The following is a 26,034-nucleotide window of genomic DNA, read 5'->3' on the forward strand; positions in this document are numbered from 1 at the left end:
TCCCCCAGTAAGGCAACGCCGACAACCGTACCTTCGATGCCCCAGCCATCACTGGCCACACCATCGCCTTTACACACATCGTCGCCCCTGGAGCCAATTCAACCTACAGCATCCGCTGCGCCAAGCACGAACGTCGAAAATCCCCAGACCCGCTCAACCACCCAGTACACCATCAAGTTCACTGATACAGAGGGCGGGACCACCACACCTGATCAGACCGTCGATGAAGGCGCCCAAGCGCAGAGGCCTGCCGACCCAGCCCGACCAGACTATTCGTTTGATGGCTGGTTCATCAGCGGCACATTGACCGCCTACGACTTCAGCCAGCCAGTCACCGGCGACATGACTCTGGAAGCCCGTTGGACCAAAAACGGTGATGTCTGGGACCTCTCACCCACCCAAGGCCCCACAGCTGGCAACACTCTTATCACCCTTACTGCACCTCCTGCCCGGACCATCCGCTTCAGCCAGTTCAGTGCAGGATACCAATACTCAGTGGCAGTGGGATCAGACGGCAGCATCTACCACTGGGGAGAAATGTATGGCTCCGACTACAACTGGCAGCCAAGCAGGGAAGACACCCCAGCCGGACTTCGTTTCATCCAGGTCAGTGCAGGTTACGATCACTCCCTGGCCCTTGATTCGGATGGGAACCTGTACAGCTGGGGCAGCAGCAGTTATGGTCAGCTTGGGCGTGGCACAGGCACCACGCCAGCCGACACTCCGGGAAAGGTGGACGCCCCTGCAGGAGTTCGTTTCACCCAGGTCAGCGCAGGAAAGTACCACTCAGAAGCATTAGCCTCGGACGGCAGCATCTACAGCTGGGGATACAACAGCGACGGCGAACTGGGACGCGAGACCATCACCACGCCGAGCACCAGGCCAGGCAAAGTGGACACCCCGACCGGAATCCGTTTCACCCGCATCACCTCCGGATATGACTACTGCATGGCCTTCGACACTGATGGGAACTTATACAGCTGGGGAGGCAATGGTCATGGTCAGCTAGGCCGCGACACCAGCACCACGCCGGCCGACAGTCCGGGAAAAGTGGATCCTCCTGCTGCCGGAGTCCGCTACACGCAGGTAATTGCCAAAGGCATGCACTGCCTGGCCTTGGATTCGAATGGGGTGCTCTACAGCTGGGGATACAACAATTTCAGCCAGCTGGGACGAAACACCGGCAGCGCAAGGATCAACCCGCGAGGCAAGGTCAACGTGCCCACAAAGACACGCATAATCCAAATCAGTGCGGGAGACTGGAATGGCTTCGCCTTGGACGACCAAGGGATCCTATACACGTGGGGAAACAACAGCCATGCGCAACTGGCAAGGCCATATTGGAATACGACAGATCCCCAACCAACCAAAATCGACCCGCCAGCGAAGAACGTCGACTACACCCAGGTTATCGGAGGCGGCGATCATGCTGTGGCAATCGGCTCCGACGGCAACCTCTACAGCTGGGGACGCAACTCCAACGGCCAACTGGGACGAGACACCAAGAAACGGGATTCCTATCAGCCAGGTACGATTCCCCTGACCAACCATGCCGTGATCACCAGCATCGAATTCGGCGGGACACCGGGCACAGGGCTGGCCGCCAACGCGGACGGCACCTGGAGCGTCACCACTCCGCCGCACAGCAAGGGATGGGTGAATGTCACCATCTCCTGGAGCATGAACGGACCGCAGCCGGACGCATACCTGTCCTACACATACACCGGGCCCAAATACAAGGTGGGATTCACATCCACGGACGCTGCCTGTCCGACGCCTTCAGGCATGCCGGCAGACCGGTCCGTCATAGAGGGCGGGCAGGTCAAGCGCCCTTATCCGGATCCAAAAGCAGACGGTTGTCTGTTTGATGGCTGGTTCCTCAAGGATGCCAAAGGCGGTTCCAATGTGGCTTATGACTTCAGCCATCCGGTCGCCGGAGACATCACGCTGATCGCCCACTGGAGCCCAGCCGACACCGGCGGGTGGTCGATCAACCCGGTCAGGGGCAGTTCCCTGGGTGGCCAGCAGGCGACCATCACGCCGCCCAAGATAAGCCGGGGCATCCGCTTCAGCCAGATCAGCGCCAGCGGCTACCAGGCCGGAAACTTCCGCGGATTCTCCGTAGGTGTGGCTAGCGACGGGAACGCCTACGCATGGGGCAGCAACCAGCAGGGCCAGCTCGGCCAGGACACCGCCAACAGCACCCCGCAGAAAACGCCGGTCAAGGTCCCGCTGCCCGACGGCGTGCCAGCCGGTTTCACCTACACGCAGGCCGTGGCAGGCGGCTACCACGTGTTGGCCGTAGGCAGCGACGGCATCGTCTACAGCTGGGGGGCCAACGACCACGGGCAGCTGGGCGACGGCACCACCACAGACCATTCCAAGCCACAACCCGTCAAAGGCGAGTATGGACAGCCCTTCAAAGCCGTCCAGGTGAGCGCCGGCGCCTACGACTCGGCCGCTATCGACCAGGAGGGGCGTGTCTACACCTGGGGCAGCGAAAACAACAACTACACCGCATACAGCAGGTCCAAACCGACGCCGACACTGGCCAAGGACCCCAATGGCTCAAACCAGGGACTGCACGCGGCCCAGGTCAGCCTCGGATGGAGCTTCATCATGGCCATGGACACGGACGGCAGCCTCTACAGCTGGGGATACGACAACTACGGGCAGCTTGGCAACGGCACGGCCACAGGAGAGTACAGCACCACATACACCGCAGATCCGGCACCCGTGCCCGACCCCGGGAACACCAGCCGGACCTTCAAAGCCGCGCAGATCAGCGCAGGAGCCAACCACGCCCTGGCCATCAGCCAGGACGGCGCAGCCTGGGCATGGGGTTACAACGACCACGGACAGCTGGGCGACGGCACGAAAACCAGCAAGCCCTCTCCCAGGCGGGTGCCAAGCCCCACAGGCTCCAGCCAAGGATTGCAGGCCACATGGATCAGCGCCGGCGTGCATCACTCCCTGGCCATCGACCAGAACGGCGCAGCCTGGGCATGGGGATGGAACACCGACAGCCAGCTCGGCGACGGCACCACCAGCGACCAGCCAAAGCCCGCGCGCGTATCGCCGCCCGCCGGCCAAGGCAAGGCCGGCAGCGGGTTCGCAGCCGCACGTGCCAGCGCAGGACGAAACCACTCCCTGGCCATTGGCCAGGACGGTAACGCCTACGCTTGGGGCGACAACGCATACGGCCAACTTGGCGACGGGGGCACGACTCAGAGCAGCACCCCGGCCCTGATCGCCTTCAACCCGGAGCTGCTGATCACCGGCGTCAGCTTCGACCAGACAGTGGTCGACGCCCTCCGGCAGAACGCTGACGGTTCCGTCACCCTGACCACTCCCGCCCATAATCCGGGCCTGGCTGACGTGATTGTGGATTGGACACTTGGCGGTACCAGCCAGACCCAGGCGCACCTGGCTTACACCTACGAAGGCATGCTGCCTCGCGCAGGCAGCGGCGGGACCATGATCCTGCTGGCCGCTGGAATACTTGCCGCCGCTGGTGCCATCGCAGCCGGATGCCACCAGCGGGAAGCACAAAGCCTGCAAGCCTGAAGACTTCACACGAGTAAGCAGCCAGGCCATACCCCAAGGTGGCCCGGTCAGACAGGGTGGCCCCGCAGACCCCAACTCAGCGGAGCCACCCACCCTCCCCCTTCAACCCCAGCAGCAAAAGGAAAACAACGCAATATAGACACCCACAAGGCAGCGGCTGACACCGGCACTTCCGCCGAATTCCAGTCCCGCAGTCAATGTGTGTAGAGCGTGGTAGCATGATGAAGTAGAAGCCGGGACCGTTCCCGGCGTGCAGCTCGTTTTTCTTGGGATTTTTATCAACGGGCCGTTGATTTTGAGGAAGGGGATCGCACCCATCATGCGTCATCGTCGGAAAAAGCAGATTCGGTCATCCACTGTTGCTGGCCTTCTGCTCGCGATTATCCTGCCTACCAGCCTTCTGACTGGCCTTGCTGCCACTGCCGAGCCAGTCACGAACGATTCCAGTGCAGCCAGCGCGAGCGCGCAGACTGCTCTAGAAGGCACCGGGGGGGGGGGGTCGACCGACCGCTCGGGTAGATAAGCAAAACCCCGGCACTTCCTCCAGCACCGTAATCTCGCAGAGCCCGTCAACAAAACCCGCGACACCTTCTTCACCTACAGCAACCCCAAACACCTCAGCAACACCATCAACGCCTTCCACTGCCCCAGACACATCGGAATCGCCGTCGGCTACTACCGCACCCCAGAATCCCACCAAGCCGACTCCCTCTTCCGACTCCTCCCCTGCTCCTACGGCCACCCCGTCTGACAGTGATTCCAATAATGCTGACAAGGCAGACGAAAGCAACGGAAACTCGGTCCAGCCACGCTTGGCCACAACATACACAGTAACTTTTGACAGCACAATAGGTTCGTCAACACAAAAGTCAACGCTCAGCCGTGGAAGCAGGGTGGTACGTCCCCCAGACCCCTACTGCAAAGGCTATTCCTTTGTCGGCTGGTTCATTGGGGATGTCGCCTATGACTTTACCCAGCCCGTCACCGAAAACCTCACGCTGACAGCCCGCTGGGTCAAGGGTCTCAATTCCTGGAGTCTCAGCCCCAACCATGGTCCTGCCACCGGCAACACGACAGCAACCCTGACCCCGCCGGCCATAGGAGATATTCGCTTCAGCCAGTTCAGCGCAGGAAAAGACTTTTCACTAGCCCTTGACTCGCTCGGAGTGTTATACAGCTGGGGCAACAACAGCGAGGGGCAGTTGGGACGCACACCCACCGCCAGCGAACCTGCCGATCGGCCTGGACGAGTAGACGTTCCAGGTGGCACCCGCTTCATCCAGGTCAGCGCAGGAGACGAATTTGTTGTGGCCATCGATATCAGTAACCATCTATACAGCTGGGGAAGCAATGAAAAAGGCCAGTCAGGACTAGGTCTCGTCCACTCATCAAGTCCCGTGCCAAATCAGGTGGTCCCATCTACAAATTCCTCCAAAAGCTTTGTTCAAGTCAGCGCAGGACCAAACTATGCGCTGGCCACATGCTCGGACGGAACTGTGTACAGCTGGGGAGACAACAGCAGCGGCCAGCTGGGACGCGAAACCGGCGAACTCCATGGTGACTCGTCGATTTATGGGCACGCGTACCCGAACCCAATACCGCTTCCAAAAGGCGTAAAGTTCACCCAGGTGTCCGCGGGCGGCACGGCTTCCTTTGCACTCGCCTCTGATGGCAGCGTCTACAGCTGGGGAGACAACAGCAACAGCCAGCTGGGACGCACACCCACCGCCAGCGAACCGGCCAATCAGCCATACAAGATGGATACTGCGGACGGTTTGAGCTTCACCCAGGTCAGCGCAGGATACCGCCACACACTGGCTATTGATTCAGATGGCAATGCATACAACTGGGGGTATGGCAGCACCAGCCAGCCCAGCAAGGTAGCCCTGCCTGACGGCATCAGAACAAGGCAGGTCGGCGCGGGATACGACTACTCTCTGGCGACTGGTTCCGACGGCAACATCTATAGCTGGGGAGACAACAGCAGCGGCCAGCTGGGACGAGATACAGGTGGTGAAACCACAAACCAGCCGGACAAAGCGAACATGCCCGACGGCATCACCTATACTCAATTCAGTGCGGGGTACAGGCACATCCTGGCTATGTGCTCGGACGGCTACCTCTACGACTGGGGAGACGACAGCAGCGGCCAGCTGGGTGCCGGGAACACCAGCAGTGTGCCAGTTACCACACCAAACAAGGCCGACTTCCCACAAGCATTCAAATTCATCAGCGCCAAGCTGGATGGAACCCCGATTACCGACTTTACCAAGAACCAGAACGGCACCTTGAGTTTCCGCACCCCAGCGCACGAAAAGGGCCGGGTGGACTTAACAGTCGCATGGATCAGGAACGGCCATCAGCCCGATGCACACCTGCCCTACAAGTATGATGGTTCCACGTACACAGTCACCTTCGACAGCGCAGGCGGTACACCAACACCAGATGCCCAGCGGGTCATGGATGACGATCAGGCCTTCCGCCCCGACAAGGATCCGGCCAAGGACGGCTATCTGTTCGACGGCTGGTTCCTCAAAGACTCCAAGGGCGACTCCAATATAGCCTACGACTTCAATCAGCCCGTCATCGGCGACATCACCTTGGTCGCCCACTTCAGTCCCGTCTCGCACTGGAACATCGACAAGAAGGAAGGACCGCAAACCGGCGGCCAGAGCGTCAAACTCACCCCGCCGCAAGGCCCACATGGAATCCGCTTCTCTTGGATCCAAGCGGGACAGGATTTTTCCCTGGCTCTCGGTTCAGACGGCAACCTTTACAGTTGGGGAACAAATTATAATTACCAACTTGGACACACCCCCTCAGATAAGCCTGTCGTGGTGGAAACTCCCGCCGGAGTCCGCTATACCCAGGCCGCTGCAGGACAAAAGTTCGCCTTGGCCCTTGGCTCAGACGGCTATGTATATACCTGGGGAAGCAACGATTGTGAACAGCTGGGACGCAACACCTTCGCCAACAATCGCAATCCCCCAGACAAAGTGGCGCCGCCTGCGGGAATCCACTACACTCGAGTCTACGCGGGCGATAGCTTCGCCTTGGCATTAGGCTCCGATGGCAACCTCTACGCCTGGGGAGACGATAGGGAAGGTGCACTAGGGCAAGGCAGGTCAGGATTAAAGAGCAGAGACCCTCTTAGAGTCGCTGCACCCGAAGGCATCACATTCACCCAGGTTTTCACAGGTCCATTCAGCAAGCATGTCCTCGCCCTGGGCTCGGACGGCAACCTCTACAGCTGGGGATACAACAATTCGTTCCAACTGGGCCGCCAACGTAGTACGACAACTGACCTATATGACCCTCTGCCCTACAAAGTAAAGGCCCCAACCGGCGTCACATTTACGCAAGCCAGCACGGGCCTGAACTTCTCGCTGGCTCTCGGCTCCGACAATAATCTCTACAGTTGGGGAGGCAACAACAAAGATCAGCTGGGAAACACGGAACTGATTTCTGCGACCCCTTCCAGGGTCGTCATGCCGTCAGGTGTTCATTTCACCCGGTTTGTGGCGGGAAGTTACTTTGCCCTCGCCACAGGATCGGACAGCAACCTCTACAGTTGGGGATACAACGATTGCGGACAACTTGGACGCACCACCAGCGGCAAATCCGACCATCTGCCCACCAAAGTGGACGCTCCAGCCGGCATCACCCTCATCCAGCCTCAGGCAGGAGGCAATCACTCTTCAGCCATAGGATCGGACGGCAACACCTACAGCTGGGGAAAGAACGACCAAGGTATGCTGGGACGCGACATCAGCGGTGACCATGATCCGCATCCAGGCAAGATCATTTTCCCTGGAGTCGGCATTCCCAAACTCGTTCAGTTCGGCAATACGAGCGGAATTTATCCGACAGCCAACAATGACGGCACTTGGAATGTGACTACGCCGCCTTACACACCAGGGCCGGTTACGGTAACCATCAACTGGACGCTGAACGGGGTTACGCAACTCCCTGACACCAGCAACACCTACCTGTACACCTCCATCAGCGTCCTGCCTCGGGCCGGCGGCACCGGCATATTCCTGCCCCTCGCCGTTGGTCTGCTCATCATCACGGCAACCATGGCAGCGCGACGCATGAGAAAGGCCGGAAGCCTGAATCAGTAGACTTCGCACGAGTAAGCAGGCCCGGATTACGTCTATCCCCAAATTATGACGATCCTGGCCCTACAGGGTGGCCCCGCAATCCCCCAACACAGCGGAGCCACCCTTCTTTATTCAACCGGGTGTTGCATTCACCCGGGTGTTGCTTTCACTCTTGCCCGTCCGCGCGTGATAGACTGCGATACAGCTGTCGGGATGGTCCCCGGCACACGTCTCGTGAAGCGACTTGGGGATTTTCATCATCGAGCCACCTGTTTGGGGAAAGGGGTTCGCAGCCATCATGCACCATAGGGATGCTTCTGCCCGGCCATGCATTGCCGCGAGCCTTCTGCTTGCCATCATCCTGCCCGCATGTCTGATTATGGGCAGCCTCGCCTCAGCCGACACCAACACCAACACCAACACCGACACAAGCCAGCCAACGCTGCAGACCACGCCGACGACACCCCGGTCCCCATTGACACCAACACCCTCGCCACTGAACACCACACCATCGCCACCGAACACCACACCCGAACACGATCAAACACCTGACAGCCGCCCCCAGGCACGCTCAACAAGGCACACCGTCACCTTCGACAGCGCCGACGGCAGCAGCATCGACCCTCAAAACGTCGATGACGGCGCACTGGCCAGCCGGCCCGCCAAGGACCCGACCCGGGACGGCTACCTGTTCGACGGCTGGTTCACCGGCAATCTTGCCTACGACTTCACCCAACCCGTCACTGCAGACCTCACTCTGACCGCCCACTGGACCAAGGGAACCAGTGCCTGGAGCCTCTCCCCCACCTCCGGGTCAGCCGCCGGAGGCGACAAGATCACCCTGGTCCCACCCGCCAAACCCGGCGTACGATTCAGCCACATCAGCTCGGGTCTATGGCATACCTTGGCGATGGGCTCGGACGGCAACCTCTACAGCTGGGGACAAAACAAAGCAAGTCTGGGACGCGACACCAATGAGATACCAGCCGCCGCACCGAGCAAGGCGCCAGAAGGCACCCCAGGCCTGGTCACCCCGCCGACCGGCGTCCACTTCACCCAGACCAGCGCAGGAATGAGCCTTTCCCTGGCCATGGGCTCGGACGGCAACCTCTACAGCTGGGGACTAAACGACAACGGGCAGCTGGGACGCAGCACCACCATCACGCCAGCTGACAGACCGGGCCTGGTCACCCCGCCGACCGGCGTCCACTTCACCCAGTTCACCGCCGGATACTCGCAATCCCTGGCCATCGGCTCGGACGGCAACCTCTACAGCTGGGGAGACAACAGCCGAGGCCAGTTGGGACGCGACACGGGATCAGCGACCTACGACGCCACGCCAGGCAAAGTGTCAATGCCGACAGGCATCACCTGCACCCAGATCAGCGGGGGAACCTTCTATTCCCTGGCTCTGGGCTCGGACGGCAACATTTACAGCTGGGGGGACAACACTCAGGGCGAACTCGGACGCAACACCAACAGCGAACAGCCAGGAACCCTGCCGAACAAAGTGATCCTGCCGAAAGGCGTTACGAAATACACCGCGATTGCCGCACAGGGATGGTGTTCTCTGGCCATGGGCTCAGACGGCAACCTCTACAGCTGGGGTTACAACAGCTACGGCCAGATGGGACGAGACACCGACACACCCACACAAAACATCGATCCAGGCAAAGTGACGCTACCCACAGGCGTCACGAGATTCACCCAGTTCGGCGCAGGAAACCAACACACCCTGGCCGTAGGCTCGGACGGCAACCTCTACAGCTGGGGGAGCAACAAATTCGGCCAGCTGGGGCGTGATGCCAACAGTTTGAGAAATTTCGTACCGGGCAAAGTATCCCTGCCGGCAGGCATCAGCTGCATCCAGATCAACGCAGAAAATACCTCCTCCCTGATCCTAGGCTCGGACGGCAACCTCTACAGCTGGGGAGACAACAGCCGAAGCCAGTTGGGACGCACGACCACTGGTCGTTCTGAAGCCCTCCCCGGCACAGTCACATTCCCCGAGGATCCCAGACCCGTCAGCGTCAGCTTCGGCGGGACGCCCGGCACCAACCTCAACGCCCAGTCAAACGGCACCTGGAGCGTCACCACGCCCCAGCATGCAGCAGGCAAGACCGATGTCACCATCATCTGGGGCATGAACGGCCAGCAGCCCGACACCCACCTGACCTACCAATACGTGAACACCTACCATGTCACTTTTTCTTCCGACAGTGACTCCCCTACAGCACCCTCGGGCATGCCCGGACCCCAGTCCGTCACCGAAGGCAGGCAGGCCACACGCCCGATCGCAGACCCGACCAAAGACGGCTGCCTGTTCGACGGCTGGTTCCTCAAGGACTCAAAAGGCGAATCCAAGGTGGCTTATGACTTCAGCCAGCCCGTCACCAGCAGCATCACCCTGGTCGCCCATTGGAGCCCTGTAGACATCGGCAGCTGGGCAATCAGCCCGAATAATGGCGATGCCCAGGGCGGCCAGCAGGTGACCATCACCCCGCCCAAAACCAGCCGGGGCATCCGTTTCAACCAGATAAGCGCCAGCGATAATTTTGCCGGTTTTTCTGTAGGGGTGACCAGCGATGGGAATGCCTACGCCTGGGGCGGCAACGACTACGGGCAGCTGGGCCAGGATCCGAGTACGACGGCCACACAGTACGCGCCGACCAAGGTCCCCCTACCTGACGGCGCAGCTACCGGGTTCACCTACACGCAGGTCGCCGCAGGCGGAACCCACGTGCTGGCCATTGGCTCCGACCAGACCGTCTACAGCTGGGGACAAAATCAATATGGCCAGCTTGGCGACGGCAGCAGGCAAGACCACTCCAAGCCACAGCCCGTCAAGGGCCCAGACGGACAACCCTTCAAAGCCACCCAGGTGACCGCCGGCTTCACCGATTCGGCAGCCATCGACCTGAATGGGCGCGTCTACGTCTGGGGCAGCGAAACCAACGACCAGGACACCTATAGCGCGCCCAAACTGACACCGGCCCTGGCCAAGGATCCCAGCGGCTCCGACAAGGGGCTGAAGGCGGTCCAGGTAAGCGCAAGATACAGCTTCCTCATGGCCATGGACGCCGACGGCAACGTATACACCTGGGGATACAACAACCACGGACAATTCGGCAACGGCCAAAGCACAGGAAAATACAGCACCGTATATGCTGCCGACCCAGCCCCCGTGCCCGATCCCAAGAACGCCGGCAAGACCTTTAAGGCCAGGATGATCAGCGTGGGCGAACTCCACGCGCTGGCCATCGGTCAGGACGGCACAGCCTGGGCATGGGGAAGGAACACATCAGGCCAGATCGGCGATGGCACGCTGACCGACCGGTCCACACCCACGCAGGTGAAAAACCCTGCCGATGCCAGCCAGGGATTCCAGGCCGCCCAAATCATCGCCGGAGCCACATATTCGCTGACTATCGACCAGAGCGGCACAGCCTGGGGATGGGGAGAAAACACCTTTGACCAGTTGGGCAGCAACCAGGGAACCTCCGAGCTGCTCGTCCCCACACAAGTGTCACCCCCCGCAGGCCAGGACAACGCAGGCAAGGGGTTCACGGTCGCGCGGATCAGCGCAGGATCGGCTTGTTCCCTGGCCATCGGTCAGGACGGTAAGAGCTACAGCTGGGGATACAACTACCGTGGGCAACTCGGCACGGGCAGCAACAACGGCACGAAGATCATTACGCCGACGCTGGTGGCGCTATATCCGCCGCCGCTGATTACCGGCGTCAGGTTCGACCAGACGGCAGCCAACAGTCTGCGGCAGAACGCGGACGGGTCAGTCACCCTGACCACGCCAGCCCACAATCCGGGACTGTCTGATGTGATCGTGGACTGGTCCCAGGGCACCGCCAACCAGACCCCGACCCACCTCAGCTATACCTTCAAAGGCATCCTGCCCCTCACAGGCGAGACGGGAGTACTCCTCCTGCTCGCCTCAGGCCTGCTTGCCGCCGCCGGCGCCCTAGCAGCCAAACGCCACAGGCACGAATTCACTTCGCTTGAGTAAGCGGCTGGACCGCACCCCAAGAACGGCCCGGCCATGATGGGTGGCTCCGCACTCCCCCCTGAAATCAGGGAGCCACCCATTTTCTTTTTTATCTCTGCGCCTAGAGGAAAATATCAGCTTCTTAACTTGACATAATATTTTTTACTCGTTTTATCCGAGTGTTGCTCCCCTTCAGACCCGAACCTGCATGCTAGCGTTCTTTCTAGCTACCGGGAACGTGCCCGGCAAGCAGCCGATGAAAAAACTTGGGGTTTTCATCATCGGACCGCCTTACCTTGGGAAAGGGGTTTGTAGCGATCATGTGCCATCCGGACGCGTCTTCCCGGTCAGCCATTGTTGTAGACATTTTGAAAGTTATTGTCATTCTTCCAGCCAGCATGATCATCGGCGGCCTCACTGCGGCCGACGCCATCGCGAAACCGATCGGCCCGGCCCAGCCGACCAGACTGGAAGAAACTACAGCAGACCGGCAAACAGACGCATCCGTCGGTACGGCAGCAAGCCGTGCTCAGGCAGGTTCAACTTCGTATCGGGTCGTCTTCGACAGCGCAGACGGCAGCGGCATCGACTCCCAGAACGTCAAGGACGGTGCTTTGGCCAGCCGTCCCGAACAAGACCCGACCAGGGACGGCTACCTGTTCGATGGCTGGTTCGCCAAAGACGCCAACGGCGACTCCAAGGTGGCCTACGACTTCACCCAGCCCGTCACCACGGATCTCACCCTGACCGCCCACTGGACCAAGGGCACCAGCGCCTGGAGCCTCTCCCCCGCCTCCGGGAAGACCAGAGGATACGCCAAAATCACCCTGACCCCGCCCACCAAACCAGACATACGCTTCAGCCACATCATCCCGGCAAAAGAAGAAGGTTCCCAGGCCATCGCCTCGGACGGCAACCTCTACCGGTGGGGAGACAACAACTACAAATTGGAGACTCCTGAAGACGAAAAGCGCACGCCAAGCCTGGTCAACCCGCCGACCGGCGTCCACTTCACCCAGGTCAGCACAGGCTACTCCCATTTCCTGGCCATCGGTTCAGACGGCAATCTCTACAGCTGGGGGCACAATGCCGACGGAGAACTGGGACGCGAAACTGTCAGCACGACACCAAAAGACAACCCCCAGATAGACAATCAGCCGAGGCTGGTCACTCCACCGGCCGGTGTCCACTTCACCCAAGCATGTGCAGGAAAATGGCATTCCCTGGCCTTGGGATCAGACGGCAATCTCTACAGCTGGGGAGAAAACAAGTACGGCGAACTGGGACGCGACACGGGTTCTGCCATATACGACGTCAAGCCAGGCAAGGTGAACTTGCCGAAGGGCATCACAAAAATCACTCAAATCAGCGCAGGAACCTTCTACTCCATGGCTCTTGACTCGGACGGTGACCTTTACAGCTGGGGCGACAACACTTATGACGAGCTGGGACGCTACGCCGGCGGATATCCCTTCCGTGACCGTTCACCGCGCAAGATGATCATGCCAGCAGGCGTCAAGAAATTCACTTGGATCAAGGCTGGAGAGTGGACATCCCTGGCCACCAGCTCAGACGGCAGTCTCTACAGCTGGGGATGGAACGAATATGGCCAGCTAGGACGCAACACCGCCCCGGCGAGGCAAGACCGCACGCCGCGCAAAGTGACCATGCCGGCAGGCGTCACGAAATTCACCCAGGTCAGCACAGAACACAGACATTCCCTGGCTTTGGGTTCGGATGGCAACCTCTACAGCTGGGGACTAAACGATTGCGAACAGCTGGGCCGCGACACCGGGTCAGCCAAATACGACGTCAAGCCGGGCAAAGTGCCTACACCAGCAGGTGCCTCACAATTCACCGAGGTCAGCGCCGGCTATTCCCACTCCCTAGCCATTGGCTCCGACGGTAACCTGTACAGCTGGGGAGAAAACAAGTACGGTCAGCTGGGACGCCTCACCAGTGGCAGGTACGACAGCCGCCCCGGCATGGTCGCCTTCCCCGAGGATCCCAAGCCCGATAATGTGAGTTTCGGCGGGACGCCCGGCAGCAACCTCGACGCCAACCCGGACGGCACCTGGAGCGTCACCACGCCCCCACATGACCACGGCAGAGTAGATACAGTCATCACCTGGAGGATGAACGGTGAGCGTCCAGACGCGCGTCTGTCCTACAGATACCTGGGCAATTACCTTATCGTTTTCGACCCCGACGGTGGCACTGGGTTCGGTTTCCAACCCGTGACCGAGGGAAACCGACTGAAACCCCCCGCCAAGGATCCAACCAAGAATAAACACCTGTTCGACGGCTGGTTCATCGGCGACACAGCCTATGACTTCAGCAGGCCGGTCACCGGCTCGGCGACTCTGACCGCCCACTGGAGCAGTGCCGACAGCAACAGGTGGAAGCTCGACAAGGACAACGGGCCTGAGACCGGTGGCCAAACCGTCACGCTGACCCCGCCACCGGAACGCGGCATCCGGCTCAGCCAAGCCGATGCAGGAGACATCCATTCCGCAGCCGTAGGCTCCGACGGCAGCCTCTACACCTGGGGGGACAACGACAGCCATGGGCAGCTGGGCCGCGACACCGCCGGCAAGCAGGACAGCCACCCGAGCAAGGCGGATACCCCTGCAGGCGTCAACTTCATCCATGTCAGCGCGGGCTACGGATTTTCCGTGGCCCTGGGCTCGGACGGCAACATCTACAGCTGGGGGGACAACACCCACGGCGAGCTCGGGCGCACAGTCACCAGCGGCACCCCAGCCAACAGGCCCAACAAGGTTGAGACCCCGGCAGGCATCACCTTCGTCCAGGCGAGCGCAGGAGGATCTCATGCCGTGGCTCTGGGCTCGGACGGCAACATCTACACTTGGGGTGACAACGGCACCGGCCGGCTGGGACGTACCGTCACCAGCGGCTCCCCCGCTGACAAACCCGGCAAGGCCGACACCCCGGCAGATGTTACTTTCACCAGTGTCAGTGCAGGCCAGGGCCACACGGTGGCCGTGGACACACAAGGCGAGATATACACCTGGGGAGACAACACCCACGGCGAGCTCGGGCGCGACACCACCAGCACCCCCACAGACAAGCCCGGCAGAGCCGACACCCCGGCAGGCGTCACCTTCACCCAGGCCAGCGCAGGCGCAAGCCACTCTGTGGCAGTAAGCGACGACGGCAGCCTCTACACCTGGGGCAACACCGGCAGCACCCCCGCAGACAAGCCCGGCAGAGCCGACACCCCGGCTGGCATCACCTTCACCCAGGCCAGCGCAGGAGGCAAGCATTCCATCGCCTTGGGTTCCGACGGCAGCCTGTACACCTGGGGCGACAGCGGCAAAACCTCGGCAGGCAGGCCCAACAAGGTGGATACCCCGGCAGGGATCACCTTCACCCAGGCCAGCGCAGGTGCATCGTACTGCCTGGCCCTGGGATCTGACGGCAACCTCTACAGCTGGGGGGACAACGCCAAGGGCCAGCTGGGCCGCGACACCGGCGACACCTGGTCCGCCAGTCCAGCCAAGGACAACTTCCCCGAACTAGGCATCCCCACGCATGTCCTGTTCGACAATATTGAAGTCTCCGACCTGACCAGGAACCCCGACGGCACCTGGACGGTTGCCACGCCGGCGCATATGCCCGGCATGGCAACCGTCACCATCGACTGGAGGCTGAACGGAGCAGACCAGACCCCCGACACCAGCAATACGTATCGATACAACTCCATCAGCGTGTTGCCTAGGGCCGGCGGAGGCGGCCTGGTCCCCCTGCTGATCGCCGGGCTGCTCGCTTTCGCATGCGCCGCAGCAGCCAGGCGCCACCGGCTGGAAACCCTCAGCCGACAACAATAAAGACTTCCCTCGTGTAAGCAGGTCCGGGTTATCACTATCCCCAAACACAGGCCCGGACCACACGGGTGGCCCCAACTCCCCCAACGCAACGGGGCCACCCATATTCTTCCGCCAGACGGCTTTGGCATCGTATAGCGGCATTGCTGGAATGGACAATATATGTAGCGCTACAATTATCATCAGCAATGCCGCCGACTCAGCCATCGCAGACCTGTCCGAACGGCACTACAAGGAGGAGCCATGACCGACGCGCGCCATCAATCCCAGTCCGTGCAGGACCATACTGGGCCGGATGCCCGCTTCAACCCATCGCAGGTCCGCCTGACCCCCGGCAGCATCTACGCCGATGCACAGCAGGCCGGCGCGGACTACCTGTTGAGCCTGGATCCCGATCGCCTTCTGGCCCCCTACCGGCGCGAGGCAGGTCTAACCAACAAGGCGGATCCATACCCCAACTGGGAGTCCATGGGCCTGGACGGCCACATCGGCGGCCACTACCTGTCCGGGCTGGCGGCCTACTGGCAGACTCTGCAAACCTGGCCCTTCCTGGAGCGCGCCACCCGCATGCTGACAGGCCTGCTCGAGTGCCAGGAGGCCTCGGGCGACGGCTTTTTGGGCGGAATGCCTCACAGCGCCGAGCTCTTCCGGAACCTGCGGGAGGGCCAGGTGCAGGCCCAGTCCTTCGATCTGCTGGGCTCCTGGGTGCCCCTCTACAATCTGCACAAGCTCTTCGCCGGCCTGCTGGACTGCTGGCAATCCTTCCAAACCAAGAGCGCCTCCGACATGGCCCGCGTCATGGTCCTGCGCCTGGCCGACTGGTGGTGCGACCTGGCAGACAATATCGACGAACAGGATTTTCAGACCATGCTGACCTGCGAGTACGGGGGCCTGAACGAGGCCTTCGCCCGCCTCTATCAGCTGACCGGGAACGACCGCTATCTTCGCCAGGCCCGTCGCCTGACCGACCGTCCCTTCTTCGAGCCGCTGGCCGTCGGCAAGGACCAGCTGACCGGCCTGCACGCCAATACCCAGATACCCAAGGTCCTGGGCTACGAGCGCCTGGCCGAGATCACCGGAGACGAAGCCTTCCGCACAGCCGTGGACACCTTCTGGCATGGGGTGGTGGACAAGCGCACGGTCTCCATCGGGGCCCACTCCATCTCCGAGCATTTCAATCCGCCGGACGACTTCTCGGCCATGGTCACCTCCCGCGAGGGCCTGGAGACCTGCAACAGCTACAACATGGCCAAGCTGGCCCTGCACCTCTACGACCGCACCGGACAGGCCCGCTACCTGGACTTCTATGAGCGGGTCCTGGTCAACCACCTGGTCTCCACGGTGGGCATCCGCGAGCACGGCTTCGTCTACTTCACCCCCATGCGACCCCGGCACTATCGGGTCTATTCCAGCGCCCAGCGTTCCTTCTGGTGCTGCGTGGGCACCGGCCTGGAAAACCACGCCCGCTACGGTGCCATGATTTTCGAGCGCCGACCCGGAAAGGATCCCGGCCAGGAATCCGAGTCCCTGGCGGTCAACCTCTTCATCCCCGCCAGCCTGGACTGGTCCCAGCGCGGGCTGCGGGTCAGCCTGGCCTACGCTCCCGGCCCCGGGACCACCAACCTGGGCCGAATCGATTTGGAGGCCGACGACCAAAGCCAGCAGACCCTGGACCTCGACATACGCCATCCCTGGTGGTTGGAGAATGCCGATTACCGGATCGCGCAAGGCCAGGCGAACATGACCATCGAGCCGGCGAAGCCCGATTCGGAAGGCAACCCCCGCTTCGACCACCTGCATCTGACCTGGAACGGCCGAGTTAGCCTGGAGCTGTGCCACCGGGTCCGGGTGACTGCAGAGCCCCTGCCGGACGGTTCGGACTGGGTCAGCCTGCTGCGCGGCGTCAAGGTCATGGCCGCCCGCAGCGACGATGCCGACCTGATTGGCCTGAAGGCCGACGACTCCCGTGCCGGGCACATCGCTTCCGGCCCCCTGCGTCCGCTGGGCGACCTGCCCGTGCTCCAGGGAGAGCCCCAGGACTTCCTGCTGCCCCACCCCCAGGATGACGGCGCCATAGAGGTGGCCGTCTCCCGACCCGTGGAGGGAAAACAAGGGTGGACCGATTCACGCCTGCTGCTGGTCCCCTTCACATCCATCGAGGCCTCCCGATACTCGGTCTACCTGCCCTGGGCGCAGGATGGCGATACGGACCGTGTTCACCGGGCCCTGGAAGAAATTGATGCACAGGAGCAGGCCCACGAGCTGCAGGTCTGCGACCGGGTGGACTGCGGGTCCCAGCAGTCCGAAATCGACCACGAGTATCAGGGCAGGAATGACCGGCAGGAGCTGATCGAAGGAATCAACACCCGTCACGCCCTGGCTGGAGGCTGCTTCTCGTACCGGCTGCGGGATGCCTCCAGCGGTGCGAAAATGCTGGAGGTGGCCATGCGGGACCAGGGCAGCGCTGCACCCTACTGGCTGCGGACGGAAGGCCTGGAATTGGGCCAGCCCGTAAGAAGCCGTGAAAACGGCAGAACACTGGACCGCTACCCCCTGAACGGTCATGGATTGGATGCCCTGCCCGACCGGGCCGTCAGGGTGCAGATCCAGGCCGGAGCCGAAGATCCCACCCCTGACCTGCTGACTCTGGCGTTGATTCGCGGTTGAAGGGCTCAGGACCGGGCTGTGCTGCCAGCCTCCACCAGCGTGAAAGGCAGGACCACCTGCTCGGGCTGATGCCTGCCGGGCGGATCCTTCATCCGAGCCATGAGCAGTCGCAGGCACTCGGCCGCCACCCGGTCCGTATCCACGCGGATGGTCGATAGGGCAGGCGTGAGGAATCGGGACACTTCCAGCCCGTCGAAACCGATCAGGGCCACCTGCCCGGGCATCCGAACCCCATGCTCCCCCAGCGCGTGCAGGGCCCCGATGGCCACCACATCCGTCAGGGCGAAGACCCCGTCAAAATCCCTGCGGCGAGCCAGCAGGGCGGCCATGGCCTGGTCGGCGCTGCCCTGATTCCAGTCACAGTCGACCACATCTTCGGGCCCTATGCGGATTCCATGGCCTCGTGCTGCCTGCATGGCCCCCAAGAGCCGCTGTTCCCACCCCAGGCTGGACTGGGCCAGCTCGTCCGGGGCTTTGTAGGAAGCGCCAAGAACCAGAATCCGTCGGCAACCATGGTCTAGCAGATGCCCCACCGCAGCCTCGGCACCCTGGCGGTTAGGACTGCGCACGGTGTCTACTGATCGGTCCAGTCGAGGGCCATCAAAAACCACCAAGGGATAGCGCCGATTGAGCGCGGCTATAAAGTCAGCGGACAGGGCCGGCGCGGACAGGATGGTTCCCTCGCAGAATTGGGTGGCGATGTCGGCCACCATGGAGGACTCATAGCTGGCCATCTGCCTGGTCTGCTGAATCAGTGTCTGATACCCCATGCTGACGGCCTGATCTGATACCGCCGCCGCCAAGGCCGCCGAGAAGGGCGAACGATCCAGTTCCACAGTGGAGAAGCCGATGATTCCGGACCTGCCCGAGCTGAGCCGCCGGGCCGCCAGATTGGGCCGGTATCCCAGCCGCTGAGCCGCCTCCAGCACACGACGCGCCGTGGCGGGCTTGACCGAGGATTTGCCGCGCAAGGCATTGGATGCCGTCATCCGCGACACCCCGGCCTGGCCAGCTACATCATCCAGAGTCGTCACTTTTAGCCGTCGCTTCCCTCGCGCCTGATTCGTCAGACCATTCTATCGCCGGGCAGACAAGGAACTTGAAGCTGAAATACGGGTTGCAATACGATGTTTGCTTGCTTTGTCTTCAGTGAGGCGGTAAACAGAGACGCTGTGCTGGCACGAAGCCCGAGGCTGGCTTGACCTATACGGATCCGATATCACAAACGGCGTCGTGTGTTCTTGTTTTTTCAGGTAGCATGATGAGTGTAGTGGTGTTGGGGAGTTGGCTGGGTTTCGATGCGGATTAAAGAGTCGCTTCCTGACGGATAGGACGCTGTAGGCAGGGATTCATCGGCACGTTCTTGGGGATGTTCAAAGTGGCTGTGTCCGGTGTGGGCGAAAGGTTGTCGGCTTATGCATCAGGGTACCCGTCTGCGTCGCGCCTCGGCGACGACGATCCTCCTGCTGGGCCTGCTGGCAGGCCTGGGCACCGCGACCGCCGACGCGGACACTCCCCCATCCATCAAGGGGGGCCTCCATACCCCTCGCGTAGCTGAGCACACCTCCGGCATCCCCACCGGCAGCACAGCAAGCACCCCACTGCCCTCGCCCTCGCCGATACAAACCACCACACCATTGAGCCCAAGAACAAGCCCAGGAACCCCATCATCGACGACGGGAACACCCGACAACACAGGATCTACTTCAGCCAAGCCATCCGATACCGCTGATCAAACTTCGCATGTGGTGCGCTTCGACCCGGATAACGCGAGCACGCCTACCCAATCAACTGTGGAAACCGGCACCCTAGCATCCCCTCCGCAACACAACCCTGTGCGTGGGGGCTTCCGGTTCGACGGGTGGATGCTTGACGGCCAGCCCTATGACTTCCGGACCCCCGTCCTACAGGACACCACCCTGAAAGCCCAATGGTCGAAGACCAGGGACTGGACACTGAGCCCGGAGCACGGGCCCGCCACCGGCACCAGGCTGACCATCAAGCCACCCAGCCTGCAAGAGCCTTACTATGTCAACGTCCAAGCCGCAGGAGAGCAGATCCTCGGCCTGACCGGCGACGGCCGCATCCACACCTGGACACAGGACAGCATTCCCGAACAGGTGCCCGCCCCCGCCCAGGCCGCCGACGGGTTCCACTACCTGCAGGCCGCAGCAGGCCGCCGCCTGCAGGCCGCATTGGGATCCGACCGGCACATCTACACCTGGACCAGCCAACAGACCACGCCCACAATCCTCGACACCGGCCCAGACACCCTGTTCACCAGCATCAGCATGAACAACGACCTGCTGCTGGCCGTGGACCGGCAAGGACAGGTCCACGCCATCCAAGACAGCCAGAAAGACAGCCGGAATCCGAACCCGAAGCCCGACGAACAGGAAACAACCATCCTGCCCGGGCAGGCGCAGGCCGTCACCGCCGTCGCCTCCGGCAGCCGGACCCTCATCGTGGACGCGGACGGGCAGGCCTGGACCCGGGACGCAGACAGGACCGGCAACGTCAAACCCGAACCCATCAGACAGGACCCAGGCATGCGCATCATCCAGGCCCAGGCCATCAACCAGGGATTCCTCCTGCTGGACGAGGACGGGCAGACCCGGTACCTGGCCGACAGCACCACCAGCATCACAGCGGCCAGCCTGCCGGAAAGCATGAAAGCCAGCCGGATCACCACCAACGACAGCCAGGCCATCATCACAGACAAGGACGGCAAGGTCTGGGCCTGGAAGCCCGGCGGAACACCCATCCGTGCCCACAACGGCAACCAGGCCTACACGCAAGCGGTCCGCATCGGCGGCAGGATCACCGCCATCAGCAGGCAGGGCGGCCTATACCAGTGGAGCCTGGACAAGCAGGGACAGCCCGGCAAACCAGCCAGACTCAACACCACCCAGGCGCCCACCCTGGAAACAGCCAGCATGGACGGCCAGCCACTGACACCCGACAAGACCGGCGACGCCTGGCAGACGGAGGTTCCCGCACGCCAACCCGGACAAGCCACCATCACCATCACCGGCAAACAAGACGGCCAGCACTTCACCAGAAGCCTCAACTACACCGTCGACCAGACCCTGTTAAGAGACACAAGACCGGCCTCCACCCACACGGTCAGCTTCGACACGGCAGGAGGGAGCCCGACACCCGGCCTCCAACAAATCGACTACCCCTACAGCAGGGTCCAACGCCCCGCCCCCGACCCGGTGCGCGAAGGCTACCAGTTCGACGGATGGTTCATTGGCGAAGTCGCCTACGACTTCAGCACGCCCGTCACAAAAAACCTCATACTCACCGCCAAATGGACCAGCAAAACCCCCAACACCTCCTGGAGAATCAACCCAGACAAGGGCAGCCAGCTGGGCAACGAGGCCACCACCATCACCCCACCAGACAGCACCAGCGGCATCAGATTCAACCAGATCAGCGCCGGCGGATACGTTATGAATGATCTGATGGGGTTTTCGCTGGCTGTGGGCAGCGACGGGAACGCCTACGCCTGGGGATACAACGGCTTTGGCCAAATCGGCGACGGGACGACCGCCAACCGGACTACGCCGGTCATGGTGAAAAAGCCTGCAGGCGTGCCGACCGACTTCACTTATGTACAGGTCGCTGCAGGCGGCTACCACTCGCTGGCCATCGGCAGCGACGGATACACGTACGCCTGGGGGAATAACGATTTCGGCCAGCTCGGCAACAACACCACAGCGAATTCGTCAGTCCCTGTGCGCGTACACAGCCCGAACGGCTCCGGTACAGGTCTAAAAGCAATCCAGGTCTCCGCCGGAATGCGAAGCTCCATAGCGCTGGGTGCCGACGGAACCGTTTACACCTGGGGAAGCTTATCCGCAGGCAACGGTCAATACACAAGCCAGCAGACCGTCCCCGCCGCGGTCATGGACCCTGCTGATGCGAGCGGGGTCTTTCATGCCCTGCAGATAGGCACCCAATGGTCTTTTAATCTCGCCATCGGCCAGGACCATTACGTGTACGCCTGGGGCTACAACAACTACGGCCAGCTCGGCAACAATACGAGCGACGGGCTTAATACCAATACCGCGCACCCAACACCCAAGCGTGTATTCAGTTCCAGCCAATCCACGGCTGCTGCGGGCCCCTGGCTGAAAGCGACCAAGGTGAGCGCCGGCGGCTGGCATGCGCTGGCCATCGATGAAGACGGGAACACCTGGGCATGGGGGCGCAACATCGTTGGTCAGCTCGGCAATGGCAGCAACAGCGGCGAGGACCCGAATCCTATTCCCCAAAAGGTGCGATACCCGACGGATGCGGGCACAGTGACAGCCATACAGATCAGCGGCGGAGACAGTCACACGTTGGCTATCGACACAAACGGAAACGCCTGGGCATGGGGAATCAGCAACTACAATCAGATTGGCGACAACGCCGGGTACAACCGGTATTCTCCCGTAAGGGTGTTCGCCTCCGCGCAATCCACTAGCTCAGCCGGCCCCTGGCTGAAAGCCGCGCAAGTAAGTGCCGGCTACTTTCATTCTTCAGCAATCGATACGGACGGATATGCCAGAGCATGGGGAGACAACCGATATGGCGCAATCGGCAATCCCGACGCAGGAAACCCGAGCCCGGCTCCCATGCCGGTGATGTTCAACCTGTCTCCGGTGATCAGCGGCGTTACCTTCGATACCAGCCCCGGCACGAACCTGAGCCATATAAGCAACAACAGCGTCACTGTGTTCACGCCCGAACACCTACCTGGCCCGGTCACGGTCAGCGTCGCCTACACGATGGGCGGTGCAGGACGCACCCTGACCGACACCTCTTTGACTTACACATACCTGCCTGGGGGCGTGCTTCCCCGCGCCGGAGGGGAGGGCATCCTGCTCGCCCTGGTCACCGGCATGACCGGCATGGGAGGGGTCCTGGCATCACGCCAACACAGGAGAGAACAACACCGTCTATTGCACGCTTCGCACGAGTAAGAAAAGGCCGGGGGGCGCATATCAATCCCCCCGCCCCAGGCCAGAACAGGGGGAGCAGGGAGGCCAGTGCCACTTAAGGCTCAACCCCAAGAGAGCTGACACTTCCTCCCGCGCCCCCACCGCACATATCAGTCGACCGCCCGAACGGAACAGAGGAAGCGACTCCTCTTATCCAGCTCGAACGGTCGACTACAACTGCTTACTGCTCGTCGGCAGTCGTGGCGTAGATGGTCTTCTTGCAGGCCAGATACACAACCAGACCCAGCAGGGAGACGGCAGCCCCGATCAGCAGCAGGTTGCTGTAGTTGGCGGCCGGACCGGTGGCGCCCATGATGCTGAAGCCCTCCAGGCTGGGCTTGCCCATCAGACCGCCGATGATGGCGATGCCGATGGAGCCGGTCACGTTCATGACCAGATCATTCATGCCCACGCCGCGGCCCGACTGGTCCTGGGGCAGGGTGTCCAGCACGGTGGAGACGATGGGCGAATACATCAGACCGACCCCGGCATAGTAGACGCAGGCGGTCAGCGTCAGGGCCAGCAGGCCGGAGTTGACCACCAGAGCCGTCCCTGCGAAGCCCAGGATCATCAGGCAGGCGGCGATGATGATGGCGGGCTTGCGGCCGATCCTGTCCACGATGGCGCCCGAGGTGGTGCCCAGCACGGCTGCCACCAGGAAGGCCCAGACCACATGCAGGGAGACCGTGGTGGTCGACACCTTGTAGACGTCACGCCCGATGGCGTTGAAGATGGGCGACATGCAGTAGTTCATGAAGTAGAAGATCAGGATCAGCCCGATGCCCATCAGCCAGCGCTTGTTGCGGAAGAAGTCCGGGGTGATGAAGGGGCTCCGGGCCCGGCTGATGTACACGGCGAAGATCAGGTAGCAGACAGCGGAGGCCGCCAGCAGCCACCAGGCCGTGTACGAGAAGAAGAGGGTCAGCAGGGCCGTGGCCAGTCCGAAGATGACGAAGCCCAGCCAGTCCACCTTCTCGCCGTTGCCGCCGCCGGTGGGCAGGCTCTTGAGCAGGATGGGCAGGAAGATGATGGTGACCGCGGGAATCAGGAAGAGGTACTGCCAGGCTATGGAGCTGAGCAGGCCGGCGGCAAAGATGCCGATGGCTGCAGACACCTGGTAGCCTGCCGTGAAGATGCCGAAGAAGATCACCTTCAGGGAGGGCTTGAGGTACTTGGTGGCCACGACCAGGTAGGCCGAGCCAGCCACCTGTTCGCCGGCGGTCTGCAGCAGCCGGGCCGCGATCACATTCCAGATGTTGGGGGCCATGATCGTGTTGGCCACGTACCCGTACACGGACCCGATGAACAGTATGCACAGGCCGAAGGTGACCAGCTTGCGCAGGGATACGAAGTCACCCAGGGACCCGTAGATGAAGCAGACGATGCCCAGGACGATGCTGGGCAGGGCCGTGATCAGCGAGGCCTGGTCGGGGGCGCCGGCATCCTTGCCGACCTGCTGGAAGACCAGGTTGAAGCCCTGCAGGCACAGGGTGCCCAGGACGAAGGTGATCAGCAGCAGGATCAGCGATCGTACGGCTGTCGAATCCTCGGTGGATTGCTTTTCGGACATAATGTCTTCAATTCTCTTTCTTTTGCGTGAACTTGCCGGGGATGGAGGACCTCAGTCGGCCTGGGAGGCCAGCTTTGTGATGCGGGTCATGAACTCGTCCAGAAAGCGGGGCACATCCACGCCGACGGCTACGCGCATGGTCTTGTTCGGGTCGTTGAGCCGCTGCTCGTCCCCAATGGTGCGCCCACGAGTGGCGCCTTCGGTCTCCACCTTCATATTGATGGGCAGGGTGGTGACCAGGGTGGGATCCACGGCCACGCCCACGGCCAGCGGATCGTGCAGGCCACAACCACCCAGGTGGGGCGAGGTGGTCTCATAGGCCTTGATGTAGAAATCGGTCATGTCAGCCAGGAAGTTGCCTGCCGCAGTGCCCAGCTCCCGCCAGCGGGCGGTCTCCTTGTAGGTCAGCAGGGTCTGCAGGGTCACGTCCAGGCCGACCATGGTCACAGGCGCGCCGGAGCGGAAGAGCACGTCGGCCGCGTCCGGGTCCTGGGAGATGTTGGCTTCCTGCCAGGCGTCCACATTGCCCGGCACGGTCAGTGCCCCGCCCATGAGCACGATGGAACCGATGCGCTGGGCGATGTCAGGCTCCTTGGCCAGGGCGGCGGCGATGTTGGTCATGGGGCCGGTGGGCACGTAGACCAGATCCTTGCCGTAGGTGTTGACCGCATCGATGATGAAGTCCACGGCCGACTCCGTCTCCGCCTTGCGGTCCGAGTCGGGGATGGCCACGTCGCCGATGCCGTTCTCGCCGTGGATGAAGGCGGAGACGGGCAGCACCTCGAAGGAGTCCGCCTTACAGGCGTGGGACAGACCCGGGTAGACCTTGACCTCAGGATGACCCAGCAGGTCGGTGATGGCCAGATCGTTGCGGATGCCCTGCTCCAGGAGCACGTTGCCATAGGTGCCGGTTATGCCGATCAGCTCAACTTCGGGGCTGCCCAGGGCATAGGAGATAGCCAGAGTGTCGTCGACACCAGTGTCCAGATCGAGAATCAGCTTACGCATACAATGTTTCCTTTCATCGCCATGGCTGTATGGAACCATGGCCGTATGCATCCACGATGTCCTTGTGGTGGATGCTTGTTTATCATATGCGAAATCGAGCGGTTTCGCTCCCCTATGACATGCGCAAGTCGTGGACAATGTCCTCAAATGTTCATATCGCCCGCAACCAGGGCCCGGATGACGAATCCGGATAGCGAATCCAGCAGCTGGTTCTCCGGCTGATTCCACTATCCACAATGGCGAGCCGGACCGACGGGCCACTCCCCCAGATGCCTATGAT

General features: G+C 61.7%; 9 protein-coding genes. 6 read left to right on the top strand and 3 right to left on the bottom strand.

Going from position 1 to position 26,034, the window contains the following annotated elements; translation table 11 throughout:
• The first annotated feature begins 36 nt into the window (after positions 1-36).
• From AACP62_RS05360 to AACP62_RS05380, 5 genes are all read left to right on the top strand, one after another.
• Positions 37-3,567 carry an RCC1 domain-containing protein gene (locus tag AACP62_RS05360; protein WP_339346885.1) on the top strand — a complete coding sequence of 1,177 codons (3,531 nt, stop codon included), beginning with the start codon at positions 37-39 and terminating at the stop codon, positions 3,565-3,567.
• Positions 3,568-4,379: 812 nt separating this feature from the next.
• Positions 4,380-7,691 carry an RCC1 domain-containing protein gene (locus AACP62_RS05365; RefSeq protein ID WP_339346886.1) on the top strand — a complete coding sequence of 1,104 codons (3,312 nt, stop codon included), beginning with the start codon at positions 4,380-4,382 and terminating at the stop codon, positions 7,689-7,691.
• 277 nt (positions 7,692-7,968) lie between these two features.
• A complete protein-coding gene (locus tag AACP62_RS05370) occupies positions 7,969-11,691 on the top strand; it encodes an RCC1 domain-containing protein (protein WP_339346888.1) in 3,723 nt (1,240 codons plus the stop codon).
• Between the two features lie 377 nt (positions 11,692-12,068).
• On the top strand, positions 12,069-15,521 hold the full coding sequence (locus AACP62_RS05375; RefSeq protein WP_339346890.1) for an RCC1 domain-containing protein: 3,453 nt from the start codon (positions 12,069-12,071) through the stop codon (positions 15,519-15,521).
• Between the two features lie 240 nt (positions 15,522-15,761).
• On the top strand, positions 15,762-18,185 hold the full coding sequence (locus AACP62_RS05380; RefSeq protein WP_339346891.1) for a beta-L-arabinofuranosidase domain-containing protein: 2,424 nt from the start codon (positions 15,762-15,764) through the stop codon (positions 18,183-18,185).
• 5 nt (positions 18,186-18,190) lie between these two features.
• Here AACP62_RS05380 and AACP62_RS05385 read toward each other — a convergent pair whose 3' ends face one another.
• A complete protein-coding gene (locus AACP62_RS05385) occupies positions 18,191-19,219 on the bottom strand; it encodes a LacI family DNA-binding transcriptional regulator (RefSeq protein WP_339346893.1) in 1,029 nt (342 codons plus the stop codon).
• Between the two features lie 381 nt (positions 19,220-19,600).
• Here AACP62_RS05385 and AACP62_RS05390 point away from each other — a divergent pair, with 381 nt between their 5' ends.
• Positions 19,601-23,158 carry an RCC1 domain-containing protein gene (locus AACP62_RS05390; RefSeq protein WP_339346895.1) on the top strand — a complete coding sequence of 1,186 codons (3,558 nt, stop codon included), beginning with the start codon at positions 19,601-19,603 and terminating at the stop codon, positions 23,156-23,158.
• 199 nt (positions 23,159-23,357) lie between these two features.
• Here the strand turns inward: AACP62_RS05390 and AACP62_RS05395 are convergent, their stop codons facing one another.
• Positions 23,358-24,746 (bottom strand): MFS transporter, encoded by a 1,389-nt coding sequence (locus AACP62_RS05395; protein WP_339346896.1) that lies wholly within the window; start codon positions 24,744-24,746, stop codon positions 23,358-23,360.
• Between the two features lie 51 nt (positions 24,747-24,797).
• Entirely contained in the window at positions 24,798-25,754 is a 957-nt protein-coding gene (locus tag AACP62_RS05400; RefSeq protein WP_339346897.1) for a nucleoside hydrolase, read from the bottom strand.
• Between the last annotated feature and the right edge of the window lie 280 nt (positions 25,755-26,034).

This window comes from Bifidobacterium apis (genome assembly GCF_036986835.1).
Taxonomy (GTDB): domain Bacteria; phylum Actinomycetota; class Actinomycetes; order Actinomycetales; family Bifidobacteriaceae; genus Bombiscardovia; species Bombiscardovia apis_A.